Origin of the sequence: Kribbella sp. NPDC050820, from assembly GCF_040653975.1 — a bacterium.
GTDB lineage: Bacteria > Actinomycetota > Actinomycetes > Propionibacteriales > Kribbellaceae > Kribbella.
This window is the reverse complement of the sequence record NZ_JBFAHB010000001.1, coordinates 178858-197149: the sequence shown is the minus strand read 5'-3', so window position 1 is coordinate 197149 and position 18292 is coordinate 178858. Positions and strand designations below refer to the sequence as shown.

Below are 18292 nucleotides of genomic sequence, written 5' to 3'. Positions count from 1 at the left end.
CCGGGTGGAGATTGTCTGCAGCGGGAACATCTGCCGGTCGCCGATCGGTGAAGTGGTGCTGCGCGCGAAGCTGGCCGAGGCGGGGATCGACGACGTGGTCGTGACCAGCTCAGGGACCGGTGGGTGGCACGTCGGCGACCCGATGGACCCGCGCGCCGCGGCCGCGCTCAGGCGGCGTGGGTACGACGGCAGCGCGCACCGGGCGCAGCAGTTCCGGACCGGATGGTTCGTCGACCGCGACCTGGTGCTCGCGATGGACTCCGGTCACCTGTCGGAGCTGACCCGCCGGGGCGGAACGGTCCAGTTGTTCGCGGAGATCGACGTACCGGATCCGTACTACGGCGAGGACGACGGCTTCGACGACGTCCTCGACCAGATCGAGAAGGCGGCCGACGTGTGGGTCGGCCGCCTCCGGTCGAAGCCCTAGGACTGGCCGATCTCGGACCGCAGGCCGACGAACCAGTCGACGCCCGGGTCGAACTCCTTGCCGCCGGCGATCCGCGGGAACTCGATCGCCCGGAGCTCGTCGCCGCGCTCCTCGTCGTGACCGACCACACCGCTCTCACCGCGCAGCGCGGCGTCGACCGCGTAGTCGGTGCACTCCTTGATCAGCGCGAGGTCGCGGTCGTTGGCCGCGGCCGAGCGGCTGAAGTAGCCGCTCTTCTGCACCATCGTCTTCTCGGCGCCGATCCGCTCGGCGAACTGCTTGGCGAACCACGCGCCCGGGTTGATGGTGTCCAGCTTGACGTGCCCGAACGGGTCCCGGCCGACCTCCTCGCCGCGAGCCTCCAGCTCGGCCACGATCGACTCCACGCCGGCGCCCTCGGACAGGAAGATGTTGACGCAGTCGGTCTCGTCCATCACCTTGCGCAGCCGGTCCGCCTCGGCGTCCAGGTCGATCGTTGCCTCCGGCACGTACACCGCGTGCACGTCCCAGCCGGCCGCGTCCAGGCCGATGCCCGGGTTCCAGTCCTGCTGCTTCCACCAGTCGCGGTACGCCTGTGCCGTTGCCGCGGTCAACCATCCGCAGTTGCGGCCCATCACCTCGTGGACGATCAGCATCCGGGGGTTCGAGGAGTGCTCGGCGACGATGTTGCGGGCGTACAGCGCGCCCTGCTCGGCCGCGGTCCAGGCGCCCAGGCTCTGCCGGATCGGGATCACGTCGTTGTCGATCGTCTTCGGCAGGCCGACCACGGTCAGGTCGTAGTCGTGCTCGTGCAGGTACGCCGCCAGGTCCGCGGCGGTGGTGTTGGTGTCGTCACCACCGATGGTGTGCAGTACGTCGACGCCGTCGGCGACCAGCCGCTCGGCCGCGACCTGGAGCGCGTTCTGGCCGTCGGCGATCAGGCCGCGCTTGACCAGGTCGGCGGTGTTGGTCAGCTTGACCCGGCTGTTGCCGATCGGGCTGCCGCCGAACTTGTGCAGCAGGCCGGCCTTCTCGCGCACCTCGGGGGTCACGTCGAGGTGCCGGCCGCTGAGCAGGCCGTGGTAGCCGTTCAGGTAGGCGATGATCTCCACGTCGGGCGCCACCTCGGTGTAGCGCTCGATCAGCCCGCCGACGGCGGACGACAGGCAGGGCGCGAGCCCGCCGGCGGTGAGCAGGGCAACTCTGCGGACAGACTTGTCGGCAGCCATGGGTCGGGTCCTTCCAAAGGTCGCTGAAGTCGCCCCCAAGAGTAGTGATGCAGACCACTCCCGGCGGTGGTTAGGCCCACTGTGCGGACCGCCACGCCATCACAACCGCGGCCGCGGCCGCGGTCCCCGCGGGAGGCGGGCGGGATCGGGCGATTGTGATGGGCTGGCGGTCCGCCCCTCAGTCGAGGGGGACCGGGCGGGGTGGGACCGGGGTGGAGACGACGAACGAGCTGTTCGTCCGGCCGTAGGGGCCGAAGTGGTCGAGGAGGGCCTCGAGCTTGTCGATCGCGGCGACCTGGACCCGCATCAGGAAGCAGTCCTCGCCGGAGATCCGGTGGCACTCGACGACCTCCGGCGTACTCCGCGCCAGCTCCGCGATCCGCAGGACCTGGCCAGGCCCCGGCTGGAGCCGGACCCAGGCGGCGACCGGCCGGCCGAGCGCAGCCGGATCGATGTCGAGCCGGTACCCGCGGATCACGCCGGACTCCTCCAGCCGGGTGACCCGCTCGCGCACGGTCGGCGTCGAGACACCCAGCCGGCGGGCCAGCTCGGCAGTCCGCAGCCGGGGATCGGCTTCCAGCTCCTGCAGGATCCGGATGTTCAACTCATCCAGCAATCCGCTTTTCGTTTCGGTAAGCAACTCAGCCTCCTAGCCTCCGTATCAGCATGGTAAACCCAATCCATCCTTTCTAGCGTTGTGGGCATGAATCCCACCGCACTCGGTGCCGCCGGCGTGAGCGTCGTCCTCTGGGCCTCGTCGTTCGTGGCGATCCGGCACCTCGGGACCGAACTGTCGGCCGGTCCGCTGTCGCTCGCCCGCCTGCTGGTCGGAAGCGTCCTGCTGGGACTGCTCCTGCTGGTGAAGCGAGAGCCGTTCCGGATGCCGCAGCGGCGCGACTGGCCGCTGCTGCTGGCTTGCGGTCTCCTATGGTTCGGCCTCTACAACGTCGCGCTCAACGCGGCCGAACGGCGACTCGACGCCGGTACGGCGGCGATGGTCGTCCACATCGCACCGCTGCTGGTCGCCCTGCTGGCCGGACTCGCCCTGGGCGAGGGCTTCCCGCGGCAGGTGGTTCTCGGCAGCCTGATCGCCTTCGGTGGCGTGCTGGTAATCGGCCTGACGACGTCGACCGGTCGGGCCGAAACCTGGGGTGTCGTGCTGTGCGTGACGGCTGCCGTGTCCTATGCCGTCGGTGTGGTCACGCAGAAGCCTTTGCTGAGCCGGCTGCCCGCTGCACAGGTCACCTGGCTGGCCTGCGTCATCGGCACGGTCGTCTGCCTCCCGTACACGCCCGCACTGTTTCAAGAGATCGGTACGGCGCGTCCGGCGACGCTGTGGTGGGTGTTCTACCTCGGCGCCTTCCCGACCGCGCTCGGCTTCACGACCTGGGCCTACGCCTTGTCCCGGACCAGTGCGGGTCGCATGGGCGCGACGACGTACCTGGTGCCGATGATTGCCATCCTGCTCGCGTGGGTGTTCCTCGGTGAGACACCGGCCGGTCTCGCACTGGCGGGTGGGGCGCTGTGCCTGGTCGGTGTGGCCGTCAGCAGGTCACAGCGTCGCCGCAAGGTCGCGGAGGTGCCGGTGGATGCCGCTGTAGACGTCGGCCGCCGGTAGCAGGCGCTTCGGGACCTTGGTGACCACGCTGTAGTTGGCGTCGACCACGTTGGCCAGCGGTACTTCGCTGACCTGGCTGAGCAACTGGTAGGCGTCGAGCTTGTCCAGGCCGTACAGGGACCCGAGCCAGCCGACCATGTCGACCTGTCCGGCCCGCCAGGCGTCCTCGAGTGGCCGGCTCGACCCGACCACGGCCAGGTAGTCGTCGTTCTCGATCCGCGGCCAGGCCGGTCCCGGCGTCTTGAGCAAGTCGACGATCAGTACGACGTTCATCGCGCCCTCGACCGCGGTCCCGCAGGACTCGCCCTCGCCCTGGCGGTAGTGGCCGTCGCCGACCGAGAACAGTGCGCCCTCGACGTTCACGTTGAGGAAGCAGGTCGCGCCGACTCGCATCTCCGGCGTGTCCATGTTGCCACCGAACGTGTCCGGCACCAGCGACGAACGCACCTCACCCGCCGCCGGCGCAAGGCCGACTGTGCCCAGCATCGGCTCCATCGGCAGCGAGACCTCGAAATCGCTGCCCTGCGCCTGGAAGCCGACGGTCTGCTTCTCGGTGTCGACCTCGTAGATCCAGGTCCGCTCGGGCAGCGGGTCCTGCAGCGTCGCCGTCCGGTCGGTGCTGGTCAGGCCGCCGAAGAACGGGATCGTCGCGGAAACACCCCAGCTCCGTGCCGGGGTGAGCTCGACGAAGTGCAGGACCAGGGTGTCCCCCGGCTCGGCGCCCTCGACGTGGAACGGGCCGGTCTGCGGGTTGACGAACGGCATGGTCAGCGATGCGCTCGCGAGGTCCGCCGTACTGCGCAGGGAGCCGCAGAACGCGTCCTCGGTCCAGAGTTTCAACGCCGTCCCCGGCCTGATCCGCCGCACCGGGGCGGCGCCGCCGAAGGTCCAGGCGTACTCGTCGGGCTGGGGCGTGAATTCGACGATGTCCACGAGTCGCAAACCTAAGGTGCCCAGGAGGTGTTGGGCGAGCGATCAGCGGGTTCTCAGGCGATTCTCACAGAGACGGCCTAATCTCGACAAAGATTGAACTGGTCCTTCTAGCGAAGCGGGGAACGAGAGATGCGCGTACTGGTGGTGGACGACGACCGGGCGGTCCGGGACTCGCTGCGCCGTTCGCTGGAGTTCAACGACTTCGAGGTGGTGACCGCGTCCGACGGCGCCGAGGCGCTCGCGGTGATCGGCAACGTCGAGCCGGACGTCGTGGTGATGGACGTGATGATGCCGCGGCTGGACGGCCTGGAGACCACCAAGGCGCTGCGCGCGGCCGGCAACAACGTGCCGATCCTGGTGCTGACCGCGCGGGACGCGGTGGCCGACCGGGTGGACGGCCTGGACGCCGGCGGCGACGACTACCTGACCAAGCCGTTCGCGCTCGAGGAGCTGCTGGCCCGGCTGCGCGCCCTGCTCCGCCGCAGCACCGCCCCCGGCGAAGGCGGCCAGCGCGGCGAGGTCCTGCAGTACGCCGACCTCGTCGTCGACGTGGACGCCCACGAGGTGCACCGCGGCGACGTCCCGATCCCGCTCACCCGGACCGAGTTCTCCCTGCTCGAGCTGCTGATCCGCAACCCGCGCCGGGTGCTCGAACGCGCGGTGATCCTGGATGCCGTCTGGGGTTACGACTTCCCGACCACCGCGAACTCCCTCGAGGTCTACATCGGCTACCTGCGCCGCAAGACCGAGGTGAACAACCTGCCGCGCCTCATCCACACTGTGCGTGGCATCGGCTACGTACTGAGAGACACCCCACCGTGAGTTCGTCCAACCCCGACTTCCCGTCGTACACCGATCGCCCGACCCAGCAGGCCGCGCCGGCCGGTCGCGGGCCGGTGCAAGGCCCGCCGACACCAGGCGCTCCACCGCCTCCGGTTGCCAATGGCAACGGCAACCGGGTGGTGGCGACCGCTACCCAGACCAAGGACTGGTGGCAGGCCAAGCTCCATCGGCTGAGTCTGCACGCCCGCGTCACTCTGCTGGCGGCCGTCGCGGTCGGCCTCGCGGTGGCGATCGTCAGCATCGCGGCGTACATCACCGTGCGGCAGCAGATGTACCAGAACCTCGACGACAGCCTGATCGACCGCGCCGGCGCAGCCGCCCAGAAGGGCGTCCTGACGAACCTGACCAACCTGGGCAACGTCCCCTCGGACGCGCTCGGCCTCAGTGACATCCGAGTCGGCATGATCAGCGCGGACGGGGAGACGTTCGGCGCGCGGAACAGCCTGCTCCCGCCGATCGGCCCGGCCGAGCTCGAGATCGCCCAGAACCAGGGCGACGAAGCCAGCCTCCGGACTGTCGGAGCCCGCAATGGCGAGTCCCACTTCCGCGTGGTCGCCGTACCGGCGCGCTACTGCCCGCTCGGCGTCGACTGCCGGGACGACCCCGGGGCGTTCCAGCCGGCGGCACTCGTCGTCGCCCAGTCGCTGGAATCGATCGACCGGACGCTGCACAACCTCGGCGTCGTGCTGTGGGCCTTCGGGCTGATCGGCGTGATCGGCGCCGCCCTCGCCGGGAACGCGATCGCGCGGTCCGGCCTGCGGCCGCTGGCGCGGCTGACCGCTGCCGCCGAGCACGTCGCCCGGACCGAGGACCTGAAGCCGATTCCGGTCACCGGGTCCGACGAGATCTCCCGGCTGGCGCAGGCGTTCAACGCGATGCTGGGGGCGCTGGCCCGCTCGCAGGACCGGCAACGGCGGCTGGTCGGTGACGCCGGGCACGAGTTGCGGACGCCGCTCACCAGCGTCCGGACGAACCTCGACCTGCTCGCCCAGGCGGACAAGCGGGGTGGCCTCCGGCCGGAGGACCGGCAGCAGCTGCTGGACGACGTGCGGGCGCAGATGGACGAGTTGACCACGCTGATCGGCGACCTGACCGAGCTGGCGCGCGACACCCCGCAGGTGCGCAACGCCGAGTTGATCGAGCTGCAGAACGTGGTCGAGGACGCGGTGATGAAGGTACGGCGGCGCGCGCCGGGCCTGGAGTGGGACGTTCAGCTCACGCCGTTCCCGGTGTGGGGTGACGAGCGGCTCCTCGGCCGCGCGGTGACCAACCTGCTCGACAACGCCGCGAAGTACAGCATCCCCGAGGACACCGCCGTACGCGCGGACGGACAGCCCGTCGGCCGGGTCACAGTGCGGCTCCAGGACGGTGTGCTCACGGTGACGGACTCCGGTCCGGGCATCGCCGAGGCGGACCTGCCGCACGTCTTCGAGCGTTTCTACCGCTCCAGCGAAGCCCGCAGCCGTCCTGGCTCGGGGCTGGGCCTGGCGATCGTGAAGCACGCGGCCGAGCAGCACGGCGGCATGATCTACGCGCGCAATGCGCCCGGCGCGGGCGCGCAGTTCACGCTGTGGCTGCCGCACGCCGCCACCCAGACCCGCTGAGTCGCAGCAGGCCCCCGGTACGCCCGTACCGGGGGCTTTTGTGTGCGCAAGGGAATCTGAAGACGAGCTGACTGATCCTTCAGGGGATCTTCATGGAGTTCTTCGGCAGCTCTGACGGGATCTTCAGGGGCCTCTCAGGTCCAGCCCGCAAAGTATTGGCCATGAACGAGAACCAGCCGCAGCAGCCGCAGAACCAGCCGGGCCAGAACCCGCAGCAGCCGGAGCGGACGCAGCAGTTGCCTGAGCGGACGCAGCAGCTTCCGCTGGGTGGCTACGGCCCGCACCAGCAGCAGCAGTTCGCGCCCCAAGGTGGGCAGCCGCGGCAGGGTCAGCACCCGTCGGGCGGCAGTGCTTACCCACAGTTCGGGGCCCCGGGGACGCATCAGGGGACGTCTCCGGGCCCGAACTGGCCCTTCGGTCCGCAGCCCCCGCAGGGCGGCGCCCAGACCGGGGCCCCGGCATCCGCCGGCAAGCCCAAGCGGCTCGGCCTTGCGCTGGTAGCAGCCACGGCTCTGGTCGTCGGCACCGCCAGCGGTGTCGGCGGCGCCGCGATCTACTCGGCGACGAACGACTCCACCAGCAACACCCCGTCGGTGACCGCGCCGCTGAACGGCAACCAGGCCGCGCCGGCCTCGGCGCCGGACGGTTCGGTGCAGGCCGCCGCCGCGAAGGTGCTGCCGAGCACGGTGAAGATCGCGGTCGCGACGTCGCAGGGCGCGGGGACCGGCTCCGGCATCGTGATCAGCAAGGACGGCCTGATCGTCACCAACAACCACGTGGTGGCCGGCGCCGGCAACGGCGGCGAGATCTCCGTGATCCTGAACGACGGCCGGACGGTCAAGGCCACCATCAAGGGCACCGACCCGCTCACCGACCTGGCCGTGATCAAGGCGGACGCGACCGACCTGACCCCGGCCACCCTCGGCAGCAGCGGCAAGCTCGCCGTCGGCCAGGGCGTGGTTGCGATCGGCTCGCCGTTCGGCCTGGAGGCCACCGTGACCAGCGGGATCGTCTCCGCGCTGAACCGCCCGGTGACGTCCGGCGACGACGAGCCGGGCAGTACGACGGTCTTCCCAGCAGTACAGACGGACGCCGCCATCAACCCCGGTAACTCCGGTGGCGCCCTGATCGACCTCGCCGGCCAGGTGGTCGGAATCAACAGCGCGATCAAGACCGCCGGAGGATCGGGACAATCCGAAGGCGGCAACATCGGCCTGGGCTTCGCAATCCCGATCGACCAGGCCAAGCCGATCATCGACGAGCTGGTGGCCAAGGGCAAGGCCACGCATGCGCGGCTCGGCGTCCAGGTCGGCGACGCGCAGTCTTCCGGCGGGCTCTCCAGCGGAGCACGCCTCGGCGAGGTGACGCCTGGCGGTGCGGCGGACAAGGCCGGTCTGCAAGCGGGTGATGTGGTGACCGCTGTGGACGGCAAGGCGATCGCGTCAGGGGACGCGTTGGTCGCCGCGGTCCGTTCGCACCGCCCGGGCGACGAAGTCAAGCTCACGCTGACCCGCAACGGCCAGTCCCAGACGGTGACCGCCACCCTCGGCTCCGACAACGGCAACCCCACCGGCTGACCCCGGACCCTTCCCTGACCGGGACTGCGGCCGCCCACCGAGCGGCCGCAGTCCCTCAACTCCAGCCGCCGCCGAAGGCGGCGTTGTCTTTGTCGACGGCGTACCGCTGGGTCAGCTGCTGGACGAGTTCGAGGCGCAGTGCAAGGAGTCGAACGAGATTGTCGCCACGCACTCGCTGGACGACGTCGGCAAGCACCCGGACTTCGGCGCGGGCCAGGCCACGCTGCGCTGGATGCTGCTCCACATGCTGGAGGAGACGGCCCGGCACGTCGGCCACCTCGACACCATGCGCGAGCTGCTGGACGGCCAGAAGGGGTACTACTAGATGTCATGAGTGTGGAGATCCGGCGGGCGAATGAGCGGTTCCAGACCACGAGTGAGTGGCTGGACTCGCGGCACTCGTTCTCGTTCGGACCGCACTACGACCCGGCGAACATCGGGTTCGGCTTCCTGGTCGCGCACAACGACGACACGGTTGCCCCCGGCACCGGGTTCGACACGCACCCGCACCAGGACCTGGAGATCGTGACCTGGGTACTCCGCGGCGCCCTGGCGCACCGAGACTCCGAAGGCCACACCGGCGTTGTGCACCCCGGTCTCGCGCAGCGGATGAGCGCCGGCTCGGGCATCCGGCACTCCGAGTGGAACGACGGCGACGAACCCGTGCACTACCTGCAGATGTGGGTACGCCCGGAGCAGTTCGACCTCACGCCGTCCTACCAGCAGGCTGCCGTGGACCTCTCATCCGGCGAGCTGGTCCCGATCGCGTCCGGCCTGCCGAAGCACGCGAGCAGCACCGCGATCAGCATCAACCAGCGCTCCGCCGGGATGTCGGTGGCCCGGCTGGCTCCGCGTCAGGCGGTCGGCTTGCCGGCAGCGCCGTACGTGCATCTCTTCGTTGCCCGAGGCACCGTGAACCTGGAGGGCGCCGGTGACCTCGGTACGGCGGACGCCGTACGGCTGACCGGGGTCGACGGACCACGGGCCACCGCGGGAGCCGACGGGGCCGAGCTGCTGGTGTGGGAGATGTATTAGTCGCGCTGCTCGCTCATCGTCCAGACGTGACGGAGCGCCTGGCCGGCGACGCCTTCGGGGTTCTGCGCGAAGCCTTCCACGAACTGGCTCATGTGCTGCTGCCACCGCTGGTCGATCGGGTCGTCCTTGAGCTGCGCGACGGCGGCCTCGAAGTCGGCGCACACGACCAGGTGGAACAGGTCGCGGCCGCTGCGCCAGATCGACCAGTCGTCGATGCCGGCGTCGCGCATCACCGTGATCAGCTCGGGCCAGACGCGGGCATGCTCGAGCTCGTAGGCCTCTTCGGTGCCGGGAAGAAGCCGGCTGTGCAGAGCTAGGCGGTTCGTCACAAGGGAGCAGAATACGCCGGGCGACGCCGTCGCGGTGACCGAACCGTGACCCGTCCCGAGGGCTGGATTCGACGGTGATCGTGATTCGTCCTGGCTCTTGCTGCCGATACACCGCGGCGATCGATCGCTGCCAGATCAGGTGAATTTCGCGATGACTGCCAACTCCGGGGGTGGGGCGGGCGTCGTAGCTTGAGTGGCTTGAGTAGTTTCGCCCTCGTGGGGGGATGGCCACACGCCGAAGACTGTCCCCAGCCTCCATCCGTCATCGTGCGAGAGTTGAGAACGTGAAGCGAACCACTGCGATCGTCTGTCTGAGTAGTCTGCTGATCACCGCCGGTTGTTCGGACAGCAAGTCCGGCAGCGACGGCAAAGCGGATCCCAACGACGAGAAGCAGGCGTCCGCCGAGGTGGTGAAGCAGTTCGCCACCGCCTGGGTCGCCGCGTGGGCTCCGGACGGCAAGCCGGACGCGGCCGGGGCGCTGACCGACAACCCGACGGTCTTCGCCAAGCGGCTGGACGACGTCGACTCCGCCCTGGTCGCGAGCACCGTCAAGGTGGAACCGCAGGGCGACCCGGAGTGCGCCGACGACAACACCTGCACGCAGGAGCTCGCCGTCGAGGCTGAGCTGCGCGGCATCGGCGCGATGAAGTGGACCAGTACGGCGACCGCCGTGAAGGGCGACGGCGGCTGGAAGATCAAGGCCGCCGGCGACACCATCTACCCCGGGCTCGGTGACGCGAACTACCTGAAGCGGGCGCGCGCGCTGCCCGCGCGCGCGTCGATCCAGGACCGCAACGGCGTCGCGCTGACCGCGAACCGGCAGGTCGTCATCGTCGGTGTCGCGTCCGGGACGAAGGCGACGGCAGCGACGTACGCCGCCTTCACGAAGAATCTGGACGTGGACGGCGCGAAGCTCGCGGCCCGGGCCAAGGCCGCGCCGGCCGGCCAGTTCGTCGACGCGATCACCATCCGCGCCGAGGAGTGGGAGAAGCTGCGGCCGACGATGGGCAAGCTGCCCGGGGTGCTGACGATGGGCGGCACCCAGTCGCTGCCGCCGACCGCGTCGTTCGCGCGGTCGATCCTCGGCACCATGAAGACCGCGACCGAGGAGACGCTGAAGAACGCCGGGCCGACCGCGTCCGCGCAGGACCAGGTCGGGACGACAGGCCTGCAGTACGCGTTCCAGGAGCAGCTCGCCGGAACGCCGGGCGGGACCGTCACGCTGCGGGACGGCAAGACCAAGATGACGATCAAGACCGTCTTCAGCCAGAAGGGCACCGCCGGGAAGCCGGTGAAGACCACGCTGGACACGAAGCTGCAGGTTGCCGCCGAGGCCGCGCTGGCGACGAGCAAGCTGCCGGCGTCGCTGGTCGCCGTACAGGCCTCGACCGGTCAGATCCTGGCCGCGGCGAACGGGCCGCAGCCGACCAACTACAACCGCGCCTTCCAGGGTCGGTACGCGCCGGGCTCGACGTTCAAGATCGTCACGTCGGCGGCGCTGCTGGGCAGTGGTGAGACCGCCGCGACCTCGCTGCCGTGCACGAACACGATCACCGTGTTCGGCAAGTCGTTCAAGAACTACGACGGCCTGGCGGCGTACGGCGGCGGGACGATGCAGAAGGCGTTCAACGAGTCCTGCAACACCGCGTTCATCTCGCAGCACGGGCGGCTGCCGAAGGACGGGATGACGAAGGCGGCCGCGATGTTCGGCCTCGGCCCGGACCTGAACCTGTCGATCCCGGCGTACGGCGGTTCGGTGCCGGCGCCGAAGGACGACGTCGCCGAGGCCGCGTCGATGATCGGCCAGGGCACCGTGACCGCGAGCCCGCTCGGGGTCGCGATGATCGGTGCGACGGTCGCCCACGGGACCGCGATGAAGCCGGTGCTGGTCCCGGGCAAGGACGCCGCCGGAGCGGCCGCCTCTCCGTTGCCCCCGGCAACCGCCGCGGCGCTGCGCACGTTCATGCGCACCACCGTCACCGGCGGGACCGCGAAGGTGCTGGCCGGCAACGGCGCGGTCGCCGCCAAGACCGGCACCGCCGAGGTGGTCCAGAACGGCAAGGTCGTCACCAACGGCTGGATGGTCGGCTACCGCGGCGACGTGGCCTTCGCCGTCATCGTCGAAGGCGGCGAGTCCGGCGCCAAGGCCGCCGGCCCGATCCTGAAGAACTTCCTCGGCCGCTTCCAGTAGGCCGGTCGGCTTGCTGAGGCGTCAGGAGAGTGGGGCAACTCCCTGAGAGTTCCCTGAACTCCCGTCGTTTCGGGGAAATCGTCACCTAGGGTGGCGGAATGGAGAGTTTGACCTGCCCCAAGTGCCGAGGCGCGATGCGTACCTACGAACGCAGCGGCGTCACCGTCGACCAGTGCTCCGAGTGCCGCGGGATCTTCCTGGACCGTGGTGAGCTGGAGCGGCTGGTCGACGCCGAGCTGAAGTACAACGCACCGCAGCCTCGCCGCGACGAGAAGCGGTACGACAACGACCGCAGGGACTACGACGACCGCCGCGGCTACGACGACAAGCGGGGGTACGACGACCGTCGCCGCTACGACGATGACGACCGTCGGTATGACCCGCGGTACGGCAACCAGGGCCACCCGCGCAAGAAGAAGAAGTCCTTCCTGGAAGAGCTCTTCGACTGACCCAGGGGCCCGGCGCTGTGATCGCCCGTCATCGACGCGCGGCGATCACAGTGCCCTGCGCGACGGCGCACAGCGTGGCGGCGCCGTCGCCGTCGATCGTCGACAACTCGCAGGTGCAGGTAGCCTGCCGGCTGCCCGCGTGCACGACCTTCGCCTCCGCACGCAGTACCGCGCCCTGGGCCGGGCGCAGGTAGCTGATCGTGAAGCCACCGGTCAGCACCTCGGGCCCCATCGCCGCCCCCGCCGCGAAGGTGATCGCGTTGTCGGCCGCGTAGCCGAGGACGCCACCGTGCAGGAACCCGTTCTGCTGCTTGAGGTCGTCGCGGATGTCGAGCTCGAGGGTCGCCCCGCCGTCGCCGAAGGCGGTCAGCCGGGCGCCGACCAGCACGCTGAACGGCTGCGCGGCCAGGACCTTCTCGGCCAGCTCGTAGGTCAGCTCCATGCATCCAGGTTAACCGGCGGGTAACCCTCAGTGCTGCCGAGCGTGCAGGGCCGGCTCGCGCTCCTCCTCGGTGGTGCCACCCCAGACGCCGTACGCCTCCCCGACGACCAGGGCGTGCTCGCGGCACTCCCGCCGTACCGGGCAGGTCCCGCAGAGGGACTTGGCGAGCGTCTCGCGGGCGTGCTTGCGCAGGCCGCGCTCGGACTCGGCGGCGAAGAAGAGCTCCGGGTCGACGTCGCGGCACGCGGCCTCGTCCTGCCACGCCCAGTTCTCGATCAGCGGGTACGGCAGACCGACCGGCGCCTTGGCCACTGCGCCTGCGGGAGGTTTGCGCCGTCTCATCCCGGTTTCCTCACCTGCGTCCACATCACGTGTTCAGGTACCCGCCGCGCAAACGCCGGGGCAGTATGGTCGGCAGATGAGCACGCCGCCGCCCGTCACACTCCGTCCGATGACCGAGACCGAGTTCGAGGCCTGGAAGCACCGCAACACCGAATCGTTCGCCGCCGGGATGGGACCTGCCCGCGGGCTGACCCCCGAGGAGGCGATCGAGGTCGCTCACCGTGAGGTGGAGAAGTTGCTGCCCGACGGTCGGGACACCGAGCAGCACGTGATCTGGATGGCGTGCGACGGCGACGAGCCGGTCGGCAGCCTGTGGATCACCACGAAGCCGCGGATCCCGTTCATCTTCGGTCTCGAGGTCGACGAGAACCACCGCGGCAAGGGCTACGGCCGCTCGATCATGCTGGCCGGCGAGGAGGAGGTCCGCCGCCTCTGCTACACCCAGCTGGACCTGAACGTCTTCGGCAACAACCGGACCGCCATCAACCTCTACACCTCGCTCGGCTACACCGTCACCTCGCAGCAGATGCGCAAGAAGCTCTGATCCACGCCGCTGTCGGTGGGCTGTGGTTATCTGTCGGGTATGAGCTGGTGGCTCCTGCACGTGGACATGGATCAGTTCATCGCGGCTGTGGAGATCCGCCGGCGTCCGGAGCTGGCGGGGTTGCCGGTGGTGGTCGGCGGGTCCGGGGATCCGACGCAACCACGGCAGGTCGTGGCCACGGCGTCGTACGAGGCTCGTGAGTTCGGCGTGCACTCAGGGATGCCGGTGCGGGCGGCGTACAAGAAGTGTCCGCAGGCAGTGTTCCTGCCGTCGGACCCGGTCGCTTACGAGGCGGCGTCGACCGAGGTGATGGACACGCTGCGAGCGTTCCCGGTGGTGGTCGAGGTGTGGGGCTGGGACGAGTGCTTCGTCGGCGCCGAGACCGACGATCCGGAGCGGCTGGCTGCGGAGCTGCGAGCGGCGGTCGCCGAGCGTACGACGCTGACCTGCTCGATCGGTATCGGCGACAACAAGGTCCGCGCCAAGCTGGCGACGACGTTCGCGAAGCAGCCGCGGTCGCACGCGACGCCGTTCGAAGAGGCCGGTACGGCGCAGGTCGACGGCGTCTACCGCCTGACGGCTGCGAACTGGCGCGAGGTGATGGACCACCGGGCGGTCCGGGAGCTGTGGGGCATCGGCAGCCGGATGGAACGCAACCTGAACGAGCTCGGCGTCGTCACCGTCGCCGACCTCGCCGCCGCGGACCTCGACATGCTCCGGAAACGCTTCGGCCCGAAGATGGGCGCCTGGTACGCCGCCCTCGGCCGCGGACTCGGTGACACCCAGGTCACCGACGTACCCCGCGAGCCGGTCTCCCGCAGTCGCGAGGAGACCTTCCCCGAGGACCTGGCGGAGCGCGACGAGATCGTCGAGCAGGTCCGCCGGATCGCCGTCGAGGTCACCCGGGACGTCGTCGCCGAGGGCCGGAGCATCCAGCGCATCGCGGTCAAGGTCCGGTTCAAGAACTTCTACACCCCGATCAAGAGCCGCAAGCTCCCCGAAACCACCCAGGACCCCGAAGTCATCGCAGCCGCCGCCCTCGAAGTCCTCGACAAGTTCGACCTCAAACGCCCAGTCCGCCTCCTCGGAGTCCGAGTCGAATTCGCAACTGACTAGAGCTTGTAGGTGTGGGTGGCCGTGGTTTTGAAGACGGCCTCGCGGTCTGATGCGTTGAGGGTCGCAGTGAGGGTTTCGGCGGTGGAGACGACCTCGGTGTAGGACGCGGCGAGCAGGCAGACCGGCCAGTCGGAGCCGAACATGGTTCGGCTCGGGCCGAAGGCGTCCAGGACGGTGTCGGCGTACGGCTGGAGGTCGGCGGGCTTCCACGTGGACCAGGGGGCCTCGGTGACCATGCCGGAGAGTTTGCAGGTCACGTTCGGGAGCCCGGCCAGCTCGCGCAACTGGCCGGCCCACGGCTCGAGCGGCTCGCCAATCACGGGTTTGGAGATGTGGTCGACGACGAAGGTGAGGCCGGGATGGGCTCGCGCAGTCTCGATCGCGGCGGGCAGGTGCGGGGTCTTGGTGAGCAGGTCGTAGACCAGGCCGACGTCCGCGACCGCGGCGAGACCGCGTTGCACCTCGGCGCGCAGCAGCCAGTTCACGTCCGGCTCGTCGTGCACCTGGTGGCGGATCCCCTTCAGATAGGCGCCGTCCGGCCGCGCCTGCAATCCGGCCAGCACGTCGGCGATGTCGGGCGCGGCGAGGTCGGCCCAACCGACCACGCCGGCGACCAGGTCGTTGCTGGCAGCAACTTCGAGGAACTCGACCGTCTCCTCGACCAGCCCGACGGTCTGGACCAGGACGGTCGCGGTGACATCGGCCGCGGCCGCGAGTGGCGCCAGGTCGTCGATAGAGAAGCTCCGCCGGATCGGGTCCATCTCCGGTCCTGTCATCCAGCTCTGCTCGCGGACGGTCAGGTCCCAGACGTGGTGGTGGGCATCGACTCTGCTCATCCGACCCTCCGATCGTCGATCGCGTCGCTGTCCCAGTCGATCCCGAGCCCGGGCGTGTCCGGAGCCACCGCGTGACCGTCCGCGACCACCATCTCGGACCGCGTGATCGCCCGCAACTGCGGGATGTGTTCGACGTACCGGCCGTTCGGTACGGCGGCCGTCAGGCTGACATGCAGTTCCATCAGGAAGTGTGGACAGACCTCGAGGTTGAACGTCTCGGCCAGATGCGCCACCTTCAGCCACGGCGTGATCCCGCCGATCCGGGCCACGTCGACCTGGACGATCCCGGCTCCGCCGGCGGCGACGTACTCCCGGAACTGCGACACCGAGTACAGCGACTCGCCCACCGCGATCGGGATCGAGGTGGACTCGGCCAGCCGGACATGGCCGGTCAGGTCGTCGGCAGGCAGCGGTTCCTCGAACCACGACAGGTCCACGGCTTCGAAGGCAGCGGCTCGCCGTTTGGCCTCGGCGTACGTCATCGACTGGTTCGCGTCGACCATGATGTCTATCGACGGTCCGACCGCGTCGCGGACCGCCTGCAGCCGTTCGAGATCCTCGTGCACCCGCGGCTTGCCGACCTTGAGCTTGACCCCGGGCCAGCCGGCCTTCTGCGAGGCCAGCGCCCCGGCGACCAGTTCGTCGGTTGTCAGGTGCAACCAGCCGCCCTCGGTGTCGTACAACGGCACCCGCTGCCGGTACCCGCCCGCCAGCCTCCACAACGGCTCGCCGGCCCGCAGACACCGCAGGTCCCACAACGCGGTGTCCACCGCCGCCAGCGCCAGCGAGGTGATCGCGCCGACCGTGGTCGCGTGCGTCGACCAGAACAGGTCCGACCACAGCGCCTCGACGTTCCGCGCGTCCGCACCCACGAGCCGCGGGAGCAGATGGTCGGTCAGCAGCGCCAGTACGGCGGTGCCGCCGGTGCCGATGGTGTAGGAGTACCCCAGCCCGGTGATCCCGTCGGCCGTCTCCAGCGAGACGAAGATCGTCTCCTGCTTCAGGAACGACTGCACCGCGTCGGTCCGGACCGTCTCGACGTCCAGGTCGACGAGGAAGGCCTCGGCCCGGGTGATCGTCGTACTCACGGTGCGCTCGAGGGGCTCGGGATGGTCATCGGCGGCTCCAGATCCTATAGGATATTGCGAACCTGATGCTGCCGCTTCACACTGGAGCCGTCAAGTGTGGGGCAGAATGAGAGCCTCTGGGAGGAGCGACGGTGACCGATGCGCATGTGGGTCTGGCGGGGCAGCTCACGCGCCTGCCTCAGCGACAGGTGCTGAGCGACGACGTCTACGAGACGGTCAAGGGCCTGATCATGGACAGCGTGGTCGAGCCCGGCACCCGGCTGAACATCGACGCGCTGACGCGGGAGCTGGGCATCTCGCAGACCCCGATCCGGGAGTCGCTGGCCCGGCTGGAGTCCGACGGCCTGGTGATCAAGGAGCCGCTGCGCGGTTACCGGGTGTCGTCCCGGCTGACGCTGGCCGAGTTCGAGGACCTGTTCGAGTACCGGCTGCACATCGAGCCGTGGGCGGCCGGCCGCGCCGCCGAGCGGGCCGGCACCGAGGACCTGTCCCGGCTCAAGTCGGAGATGCTGAGCTACACCGACGTACCGGACCGTCCGGCGTACGAGAGCTACCGGGCGATGGCCGCGCACGACCAGCGCTTCCACGACCTCGTGCTGGAGCTGTCCGGCAACGAGACCGCGCGGCTGTCCTTTGCCCGGACACACTGCCACCTGCACCTGTTCCGGCTGTACTACGGTGGCGGCATCGCGACGAAGGCGTTGCGTGAGCACAAGGCAGTCGTGACCGCCGTCCGGAAGGGCGACCCGGGGGAAGCGGCCGACGCGATGCGGGCGCACATCGAGGCCTCCCGGGCCCGGTTGCGGCCGATGTTCGACAAAGTGTGATCCGTCCTGATCCAGGGAGATACCTGTGGAACTGCTGCGTCTCGGCGCAGTCGGCGAGGAGCGCCCGTACCTGCGCGCCGCCGACGGCACCGTTCACGACCTGAGCCCGCTCACCGCCGACATCGACGGGGCCTTCCTCGCCTCCGACGGCATCGCCCGCACCCGGGCCGCGCTGGCGGCCGGTGAGCTCCCGGTGGCCGACGTCGAGGGCCTGCGGGTCGGCGCCCCGATCGCGCGCCCGCCGGCGGTGGTCTGCATCGGCCAGAACTACGCCGCCCACGCGGCCGAGTCCGGCGCCGAGCCGCCGAAGCAGCCGATCGTCTTCTTCAAGCACCCGAACACCGTTGTCGGCCCGTACGACGAGGTGCTCGTGCCCCGCGGATCGGCCAAGACCGACTGGGAGGTCGAGCTCGCCGTCGTGATCGGCAAGGAGGCCCGGTACGTCGAGACCGACGAGGACGCGCTCGCCTGCGTCGCCGGGTACGCGGTCTCCAACGACGTGTCCGAGCGCGCCTTCCAGATCGAGCAGTCCGGCGGCCAGTGGTCGAAGGGCAAGTGCTGCGAGACCTTCAACCCGCTCGGCCCGGCGCTGATCCCGGCCGACGAGGTCGACGACGTCCAGAACCTCGACCTGAAGTCCTTCGTGAACGGCGAGCCGCGGCAGGCCTCGAACACCCGGGACATGATCTTCTCCGTCGCGGCGCTGATCCGCGACCTGTCGCAGTACATGACGCTGAGCCCCGGCGACATCGTCAACACCGGCACCCCGGAGGGCGTCGCGTTGTCCGGCCGGTTCCCGTACCTGGCCCCCGGCGACACCATGGAGCTGGAGATCCAGGGCCTCGGCAAGCAGAAGCAGACCCTCGGCAAGGCCTGATCGAA

At 69.6% G+C, this 18292-nt stretch carries 20 protein-coding genes and 1 pseudogene; 13 read left to right on the top strand and 8 right to left on the bottom strand.

The genetic code is table 11. The features are described from left to right. The first annotated feature begins 4 nt into the window (after positions 1-4). The gene (locus tag AB0H36_RS01015; RefSeq protein WP_360514314.1) at positions 5-427 is read left to right on the top strand and encodes a low molecular weight protein-tyrosine-phosphatase; all 423 of its coding nucleotides are present in this window, start codon (positions 5-7) and stop codon (positions 425-427) included. On the opposite strand, the gene AB0H36_RS01010 is transcribed toward AB0H36_RS01015, so the two are convergent. Both AB0H36_RS01010 and AB0H36_RS01005 read right to left on the bottom strand, forming a co-directional pair. Next, positions 424-1635: a pyrophosphate--fructose-6-phosphate 1-phosphotransferase gene (locus tag AB0H36_RS01010; protein ID WP_360514311.1), complete on the bottom strand. Its 1212-nt coding sequence runs from the start codon at positions 1633-1635 to the stop codon at positions 424-426. The genes AB0H36_RS01015 and AB0H36_RS01010 overlap by 4 nt on opposite strands. 178 nt (positions 1636-1813) lie before the next feature. Continuing rightward, positions 1814-2251 carry an Lrp/AsnC family transcriptional regulator gene (locus AB0H36_RS01005; RefSeq protein WP_360514308.1) on the bottom strand — a complete coding sequence of 146 codons (438 nt, stop codon included), beginning with the start codon at positions 2249-2251 and terminating at the stop codon, positions 1814-1816. 87 nt (positions 2252-2338) lie between these two features. On the opposite strand from AB0H36_RS01005, the gene AB0H36_RS01000 reads away from it, so the two are divergent. Continuing rightward, a complete protein-coding gene (locus AB0H36_RS01000; protein ID WP_360514305.1) occupies positions 2339-3253 on the top strand; it encodes a DMT family transporter in 915 nt (304 codons plus the stop codon). On the opposite strand, the gene AB0H36_RS00995 is transcribed toward AB0H36_RS01000, so the two are convergent. Continuing rightward, the gene (locus AB0H36_RS00995; protein ID WP_360514302.1) at positions 3188-4186 is read right to left on the bottom strand and encodes an acetamidase/formamidase family protein; all 999 of its coding nucleotides are present in this window, start codon (positions 4184-4186) and stop codon (positions 3188-3190) included. The two genes, AB0H36_RS01000 and AB0H36_RS00995, sit on opposite strands and share 66 nt — an antisense overlap. Positions 4187-4315: 129 nt before the next feature. Between AB0H36_RS00995 and AB0H36_RS00990 the strand changes: the two genes are divergently transcribed. The 5 genes and pseudogenes from AB0H36_RS00990 to AB0H36_RS00970 all read left to right on the top strand — a co-directional run bounded on the left by AB0H36_RS00990 (position 4316) and on the right by AB0H36_RS00970 (position 9245). After that, complete coding sequence (locus tag AB0H36_RS00990; protein WP_360514299.1) at positions 4316-5008, top strand: response regulator transcription factor; 693 nt, start codon at positions 4316-4318, stop codon at positions 5006-5008. Beyond that, positions 5005-6633: a HAMP domain-containing sensor histidine kinase gene (locus AB0H36_RS00985; RefSeq protein WP_360514296.1), complete on the top strand. Its 1629-nt coding sequence runs from the start codon at positions 5005-5007 to the stop codon at positions 6631-6633. Before AB0H36_RS00990 ends, AB0H36_RS00985 begins: the two co-directional genes overlap by 4 nt. A gap of 161 nt (positions 6634-6794) precedes the next feature. Further along, positions 6795-8210: a trypsin-like peptidase domain-containing protein gene (locus tag AB0H36_RS00980; protein ID WP_360514293.1), complete on the top strand. Its 1416-nt coding sequence runs from the start codon at positions 6795-6797 to the stop codon at positions 8208-8210. A 94-nt stretch (positions 8211-8304) separates the two neighbouring features. Beyond that, positions 8305-8535 (top strand): annotated as a pseudogene (locus AB0H36_RS00975) (DUF664 domain-containing protein); the annotation flags it as partial. A gap of 5 nt (positions 8536-8540) precedes the next feature. After that, positions 8541-9245, top strand: a complete 705-nt coding sequence (locus tag AB0H36_RS00970) for a pirin family protein (RefSeq protein ID WP_360514290.1) — start codon at positions 8541-8543, stop codon at positions 9243-9245. Here the strand turns inward: AB0H36_RS00970 and AB0H36_RS00965 are convergent. Further along, the gene (locus tag AB0H36_RS00965; protein WP_360514287.1) at positions 9242-9574 is read right to left on the bottom strand and encodes an L-rhamnose mutarotase; all 333 of its coding nucleotides are present in this window, start codon (positions 9572-9574) and stop codon (positions 9242-9244) included. The two genes, AB0H36_RS00970 and AB0H36_RS00965, sit on opposite strands and share 4 nt — an antisense overlap. A 284-nt stretch (positions 9575-9858) precedes the next feature. Between AB0H36_RS00965 and AB0H36_RS00960 the strand changes: the two genes are divergently transcribed. Together AB0H36_RS00960 and AB0H36_RS00955 are read left to right on the top strand one after the other, a co-directional pair. Then, on the top strand, positions 9859-11766 hold the full coding sequence (locus AB0H36_RS00960) for a penicillin-binding transpeptidase domain-containing protein (RefSeq protein WP_360514283.1): 1908 nt from the start codon (positions 9859-9861) through the stop codon (positions 11764-11766). A 98-nt stretch (positions 11767-11864) separates the two neighbouring features. Next, the gene (locus tag AB0H36_RS00955) at positions 11865-12215 is read left to right on the top strand and encodes a zf-TFIIB domain-containing protein (protein WP_360514280.1); all 351 of its coding nucleotides are present in this window, start codon (positions 11865-11867) and stop codon (positions 12213-12215) included. Positions 12216-12243: 28 nt separating this feature from the next. On the opposite strand, the gene AB0H36_RS00950 is transcribed toward AB0H36_RS00955, so the two are convergent. Continuing rightward, a complete protein-coding gene (locus AB0H36_RS00950) occupies positions 12244-12657 on the bottom strand; it encodes a PaaI family thioesterase (RefSeq protein ID WP_360514277.1) in 414 nt (137 codons plus the stop codon). A gap of 27 nt (positions 12658-12684) precedes the next feature. Further along, positions 12685-12999 carry a WhiB family transcriptional regulator gene (locus tag AB0H36_RS00945; protein WP_360514274.1) on the bottom strand — a complete coding sequence of 105 codons (315 nt, stop codon included), beginning with the start codon at positions 12997-12999 and terminating at the stop codon, positions 12685-12687. A gap of 109 nt (positions 13000-13108) precedes the next feature. Here AB0H36_RS00945 and AB0H36_RS00940 point away from each other — a divergent pair, with 109 nt between their 5' ends. Further along, positions 13109-13543 (top strand): GNAT family N-acetyltransferase, encoded by a 435-nt coding sequence (locus AB0H36_RS00940; protein WP_360514271.1) that lies wholly within the window; start codon positions 13109-13111, stop codon positions 13541-13543. Positions 13544-13582: 39 nt separating this feature from the next. Then, positions 13583-14659 carry a DNA polymerase IV gene (locus AB0H36_RS00935; protein ID WP_360514268.1) on the top strand — a complete coding sequence of 359 codons (1077 nt, stop codon included), beginning with the start codon at positions 13583-13585 and terminating at the stop codon, positions 14657-14659. Here AB0H36_RS00935 and AB0H36_RS00930 read toward each other — a convergent pair. Further along, a complete protein-coding gene (locus AB0H36_RS00930; RefSeq protein ID WP_360514265.1) occupies positions 14656-15495 on the bottom strand; it encodes an amidohydrolase family protein in 840 nt (279 codons plus the stop codon). The genes AB0H36_RS00935 and AB0H36_RS00930 overlap by 4 nt on opposite strands. After that, a complete protein-coding gene (locus tag AB0H36_RS00925; protein WP_360514262.1) occupies positions 15492-16583 on the bottom strand; it encodes a mandelate racemase/muconate lactonizing enzyme family protein in 1092 nt (363 codons plus the stop codon). Before AB0H36_RS00925 ends, AB0H36_RS00930 begins: the two co-directional genes overlap by 4 nt. A 131-nt stretch (positions 16584-16714) precedes the next feature. Here AB0H36_RS00925 and AB0H36_RS00920 point away from each other — a divergent pair, with 131 nt between their 5' ends. Next, positions 16715-17410, top strand: coding sequence for a GntR family transcriptional regulator (locus AB0H36_RS00920; protein ID WP_360514259.1), 696 nt, complete (start codon positions 16715-16717; stop codon positions 17408-17410). A 25-nt stretch (positions 17411-17435) separates the two neighbouring features. Further along, on the top strand, positions 17436-18287 hold the full coding sequence (locus AB0H36_RS00915; RefSeq protein WP_360514256.1) for a fumarylacetoacetate hydrolase family protein: 852 nt from the start codon (positions 17436-17438) through the stop codon (positions 18285-18287). Positions 18288-18292: the final 5 nt, after the last annotated feature.

What these genes read in the sequence shown, in the direction of transcription:
- AB0H36_RS01000 (WP_360514305.1), top strand. Translation starts at nt 2,339, where the DNA reads ATGAATCCCACCGCACTCGGTGCCGCCGGCGTGAGCGTCGTCCTCTGG.
- AB0H36_RS00945 (WP_360514274.1), bottom strand. Translation starts at nt 12,999, where the DNA reads ATGAGACGGCGCAAACCTCCCGCAGGCGCAGTGGCCAAGGCGCCGGTC.
- AB0H36_RS00955 (WP_360514280.1), top strand. Translation starts at nt 11,865, where the DNA reads ATGGAGAGTTTGACCTGCCCCAAGTGCCGAGGCGCGATGCGTACCTAC.
- AB0H36_RS00940 (WP_360514271.1), top strand. Translation starts at nt 13,109, where the DNA reads ATGACCGAGACCGAGTTCGAGGCCTGGAAGCACCGCAACACCGAATCG.
- AB0H36_RS00935 (WP_360514268.1), top strand. Translation starts at nt 13,583, where the DNA reads ATGAGCTGGTGGCTCCTGCACGTGGACATGGATCAGTTCATCGCGGCT.
- AB0H36_RS00930 (WP_360514265.1), bottom strand. Translation starts at nt 15,495, where the DNA reads ATGAGCAGAGTCGATGCCCACCACCACGTCTGGGACCTGACCGTCCGC.
- AB0H36_RS00990 (WP_360514299.1), top strand. Translation starts at nt 4,316, where the DNA reads ATGCGCGTACTGGTGGTGGACGACGACCGGGCGGTCCGGGACTCGCTG.
- AB0H36_RS01010 (WP_360514311.1), bottom strand. Translation starts at nt 1,635, where the DNA reads ATGGCTGCCGACAAGTCTGTCCGCAGAGTTGCCCTGCTCACCGCCGGC.
- AB0H36_RS00980 (WP_360514293.1), top strand. Translation starts at nt 6,795, where the DNA reads ATGAACGAGAACCAGCCGCAGCAGCCGCAGAACCAGCCGGGCCAGAAC.
- AB0H36_RS00950 (WP_360514277.1), bottom strand. Translation starts at nt 12,657, where the DNA reads ATGGAGCTGACCTACGAGCTGGCCGAGAAGGTCCTGGCCGCGCAGCCG.
- AB0H36_RS00970 (WP_360514290.1), top strand. Translation starts at nt 8,541, where the DNA reads ATGAGTGTGGAGATCCGGCGGGCGAATGAGCGGTTCCAGACCACGAGT.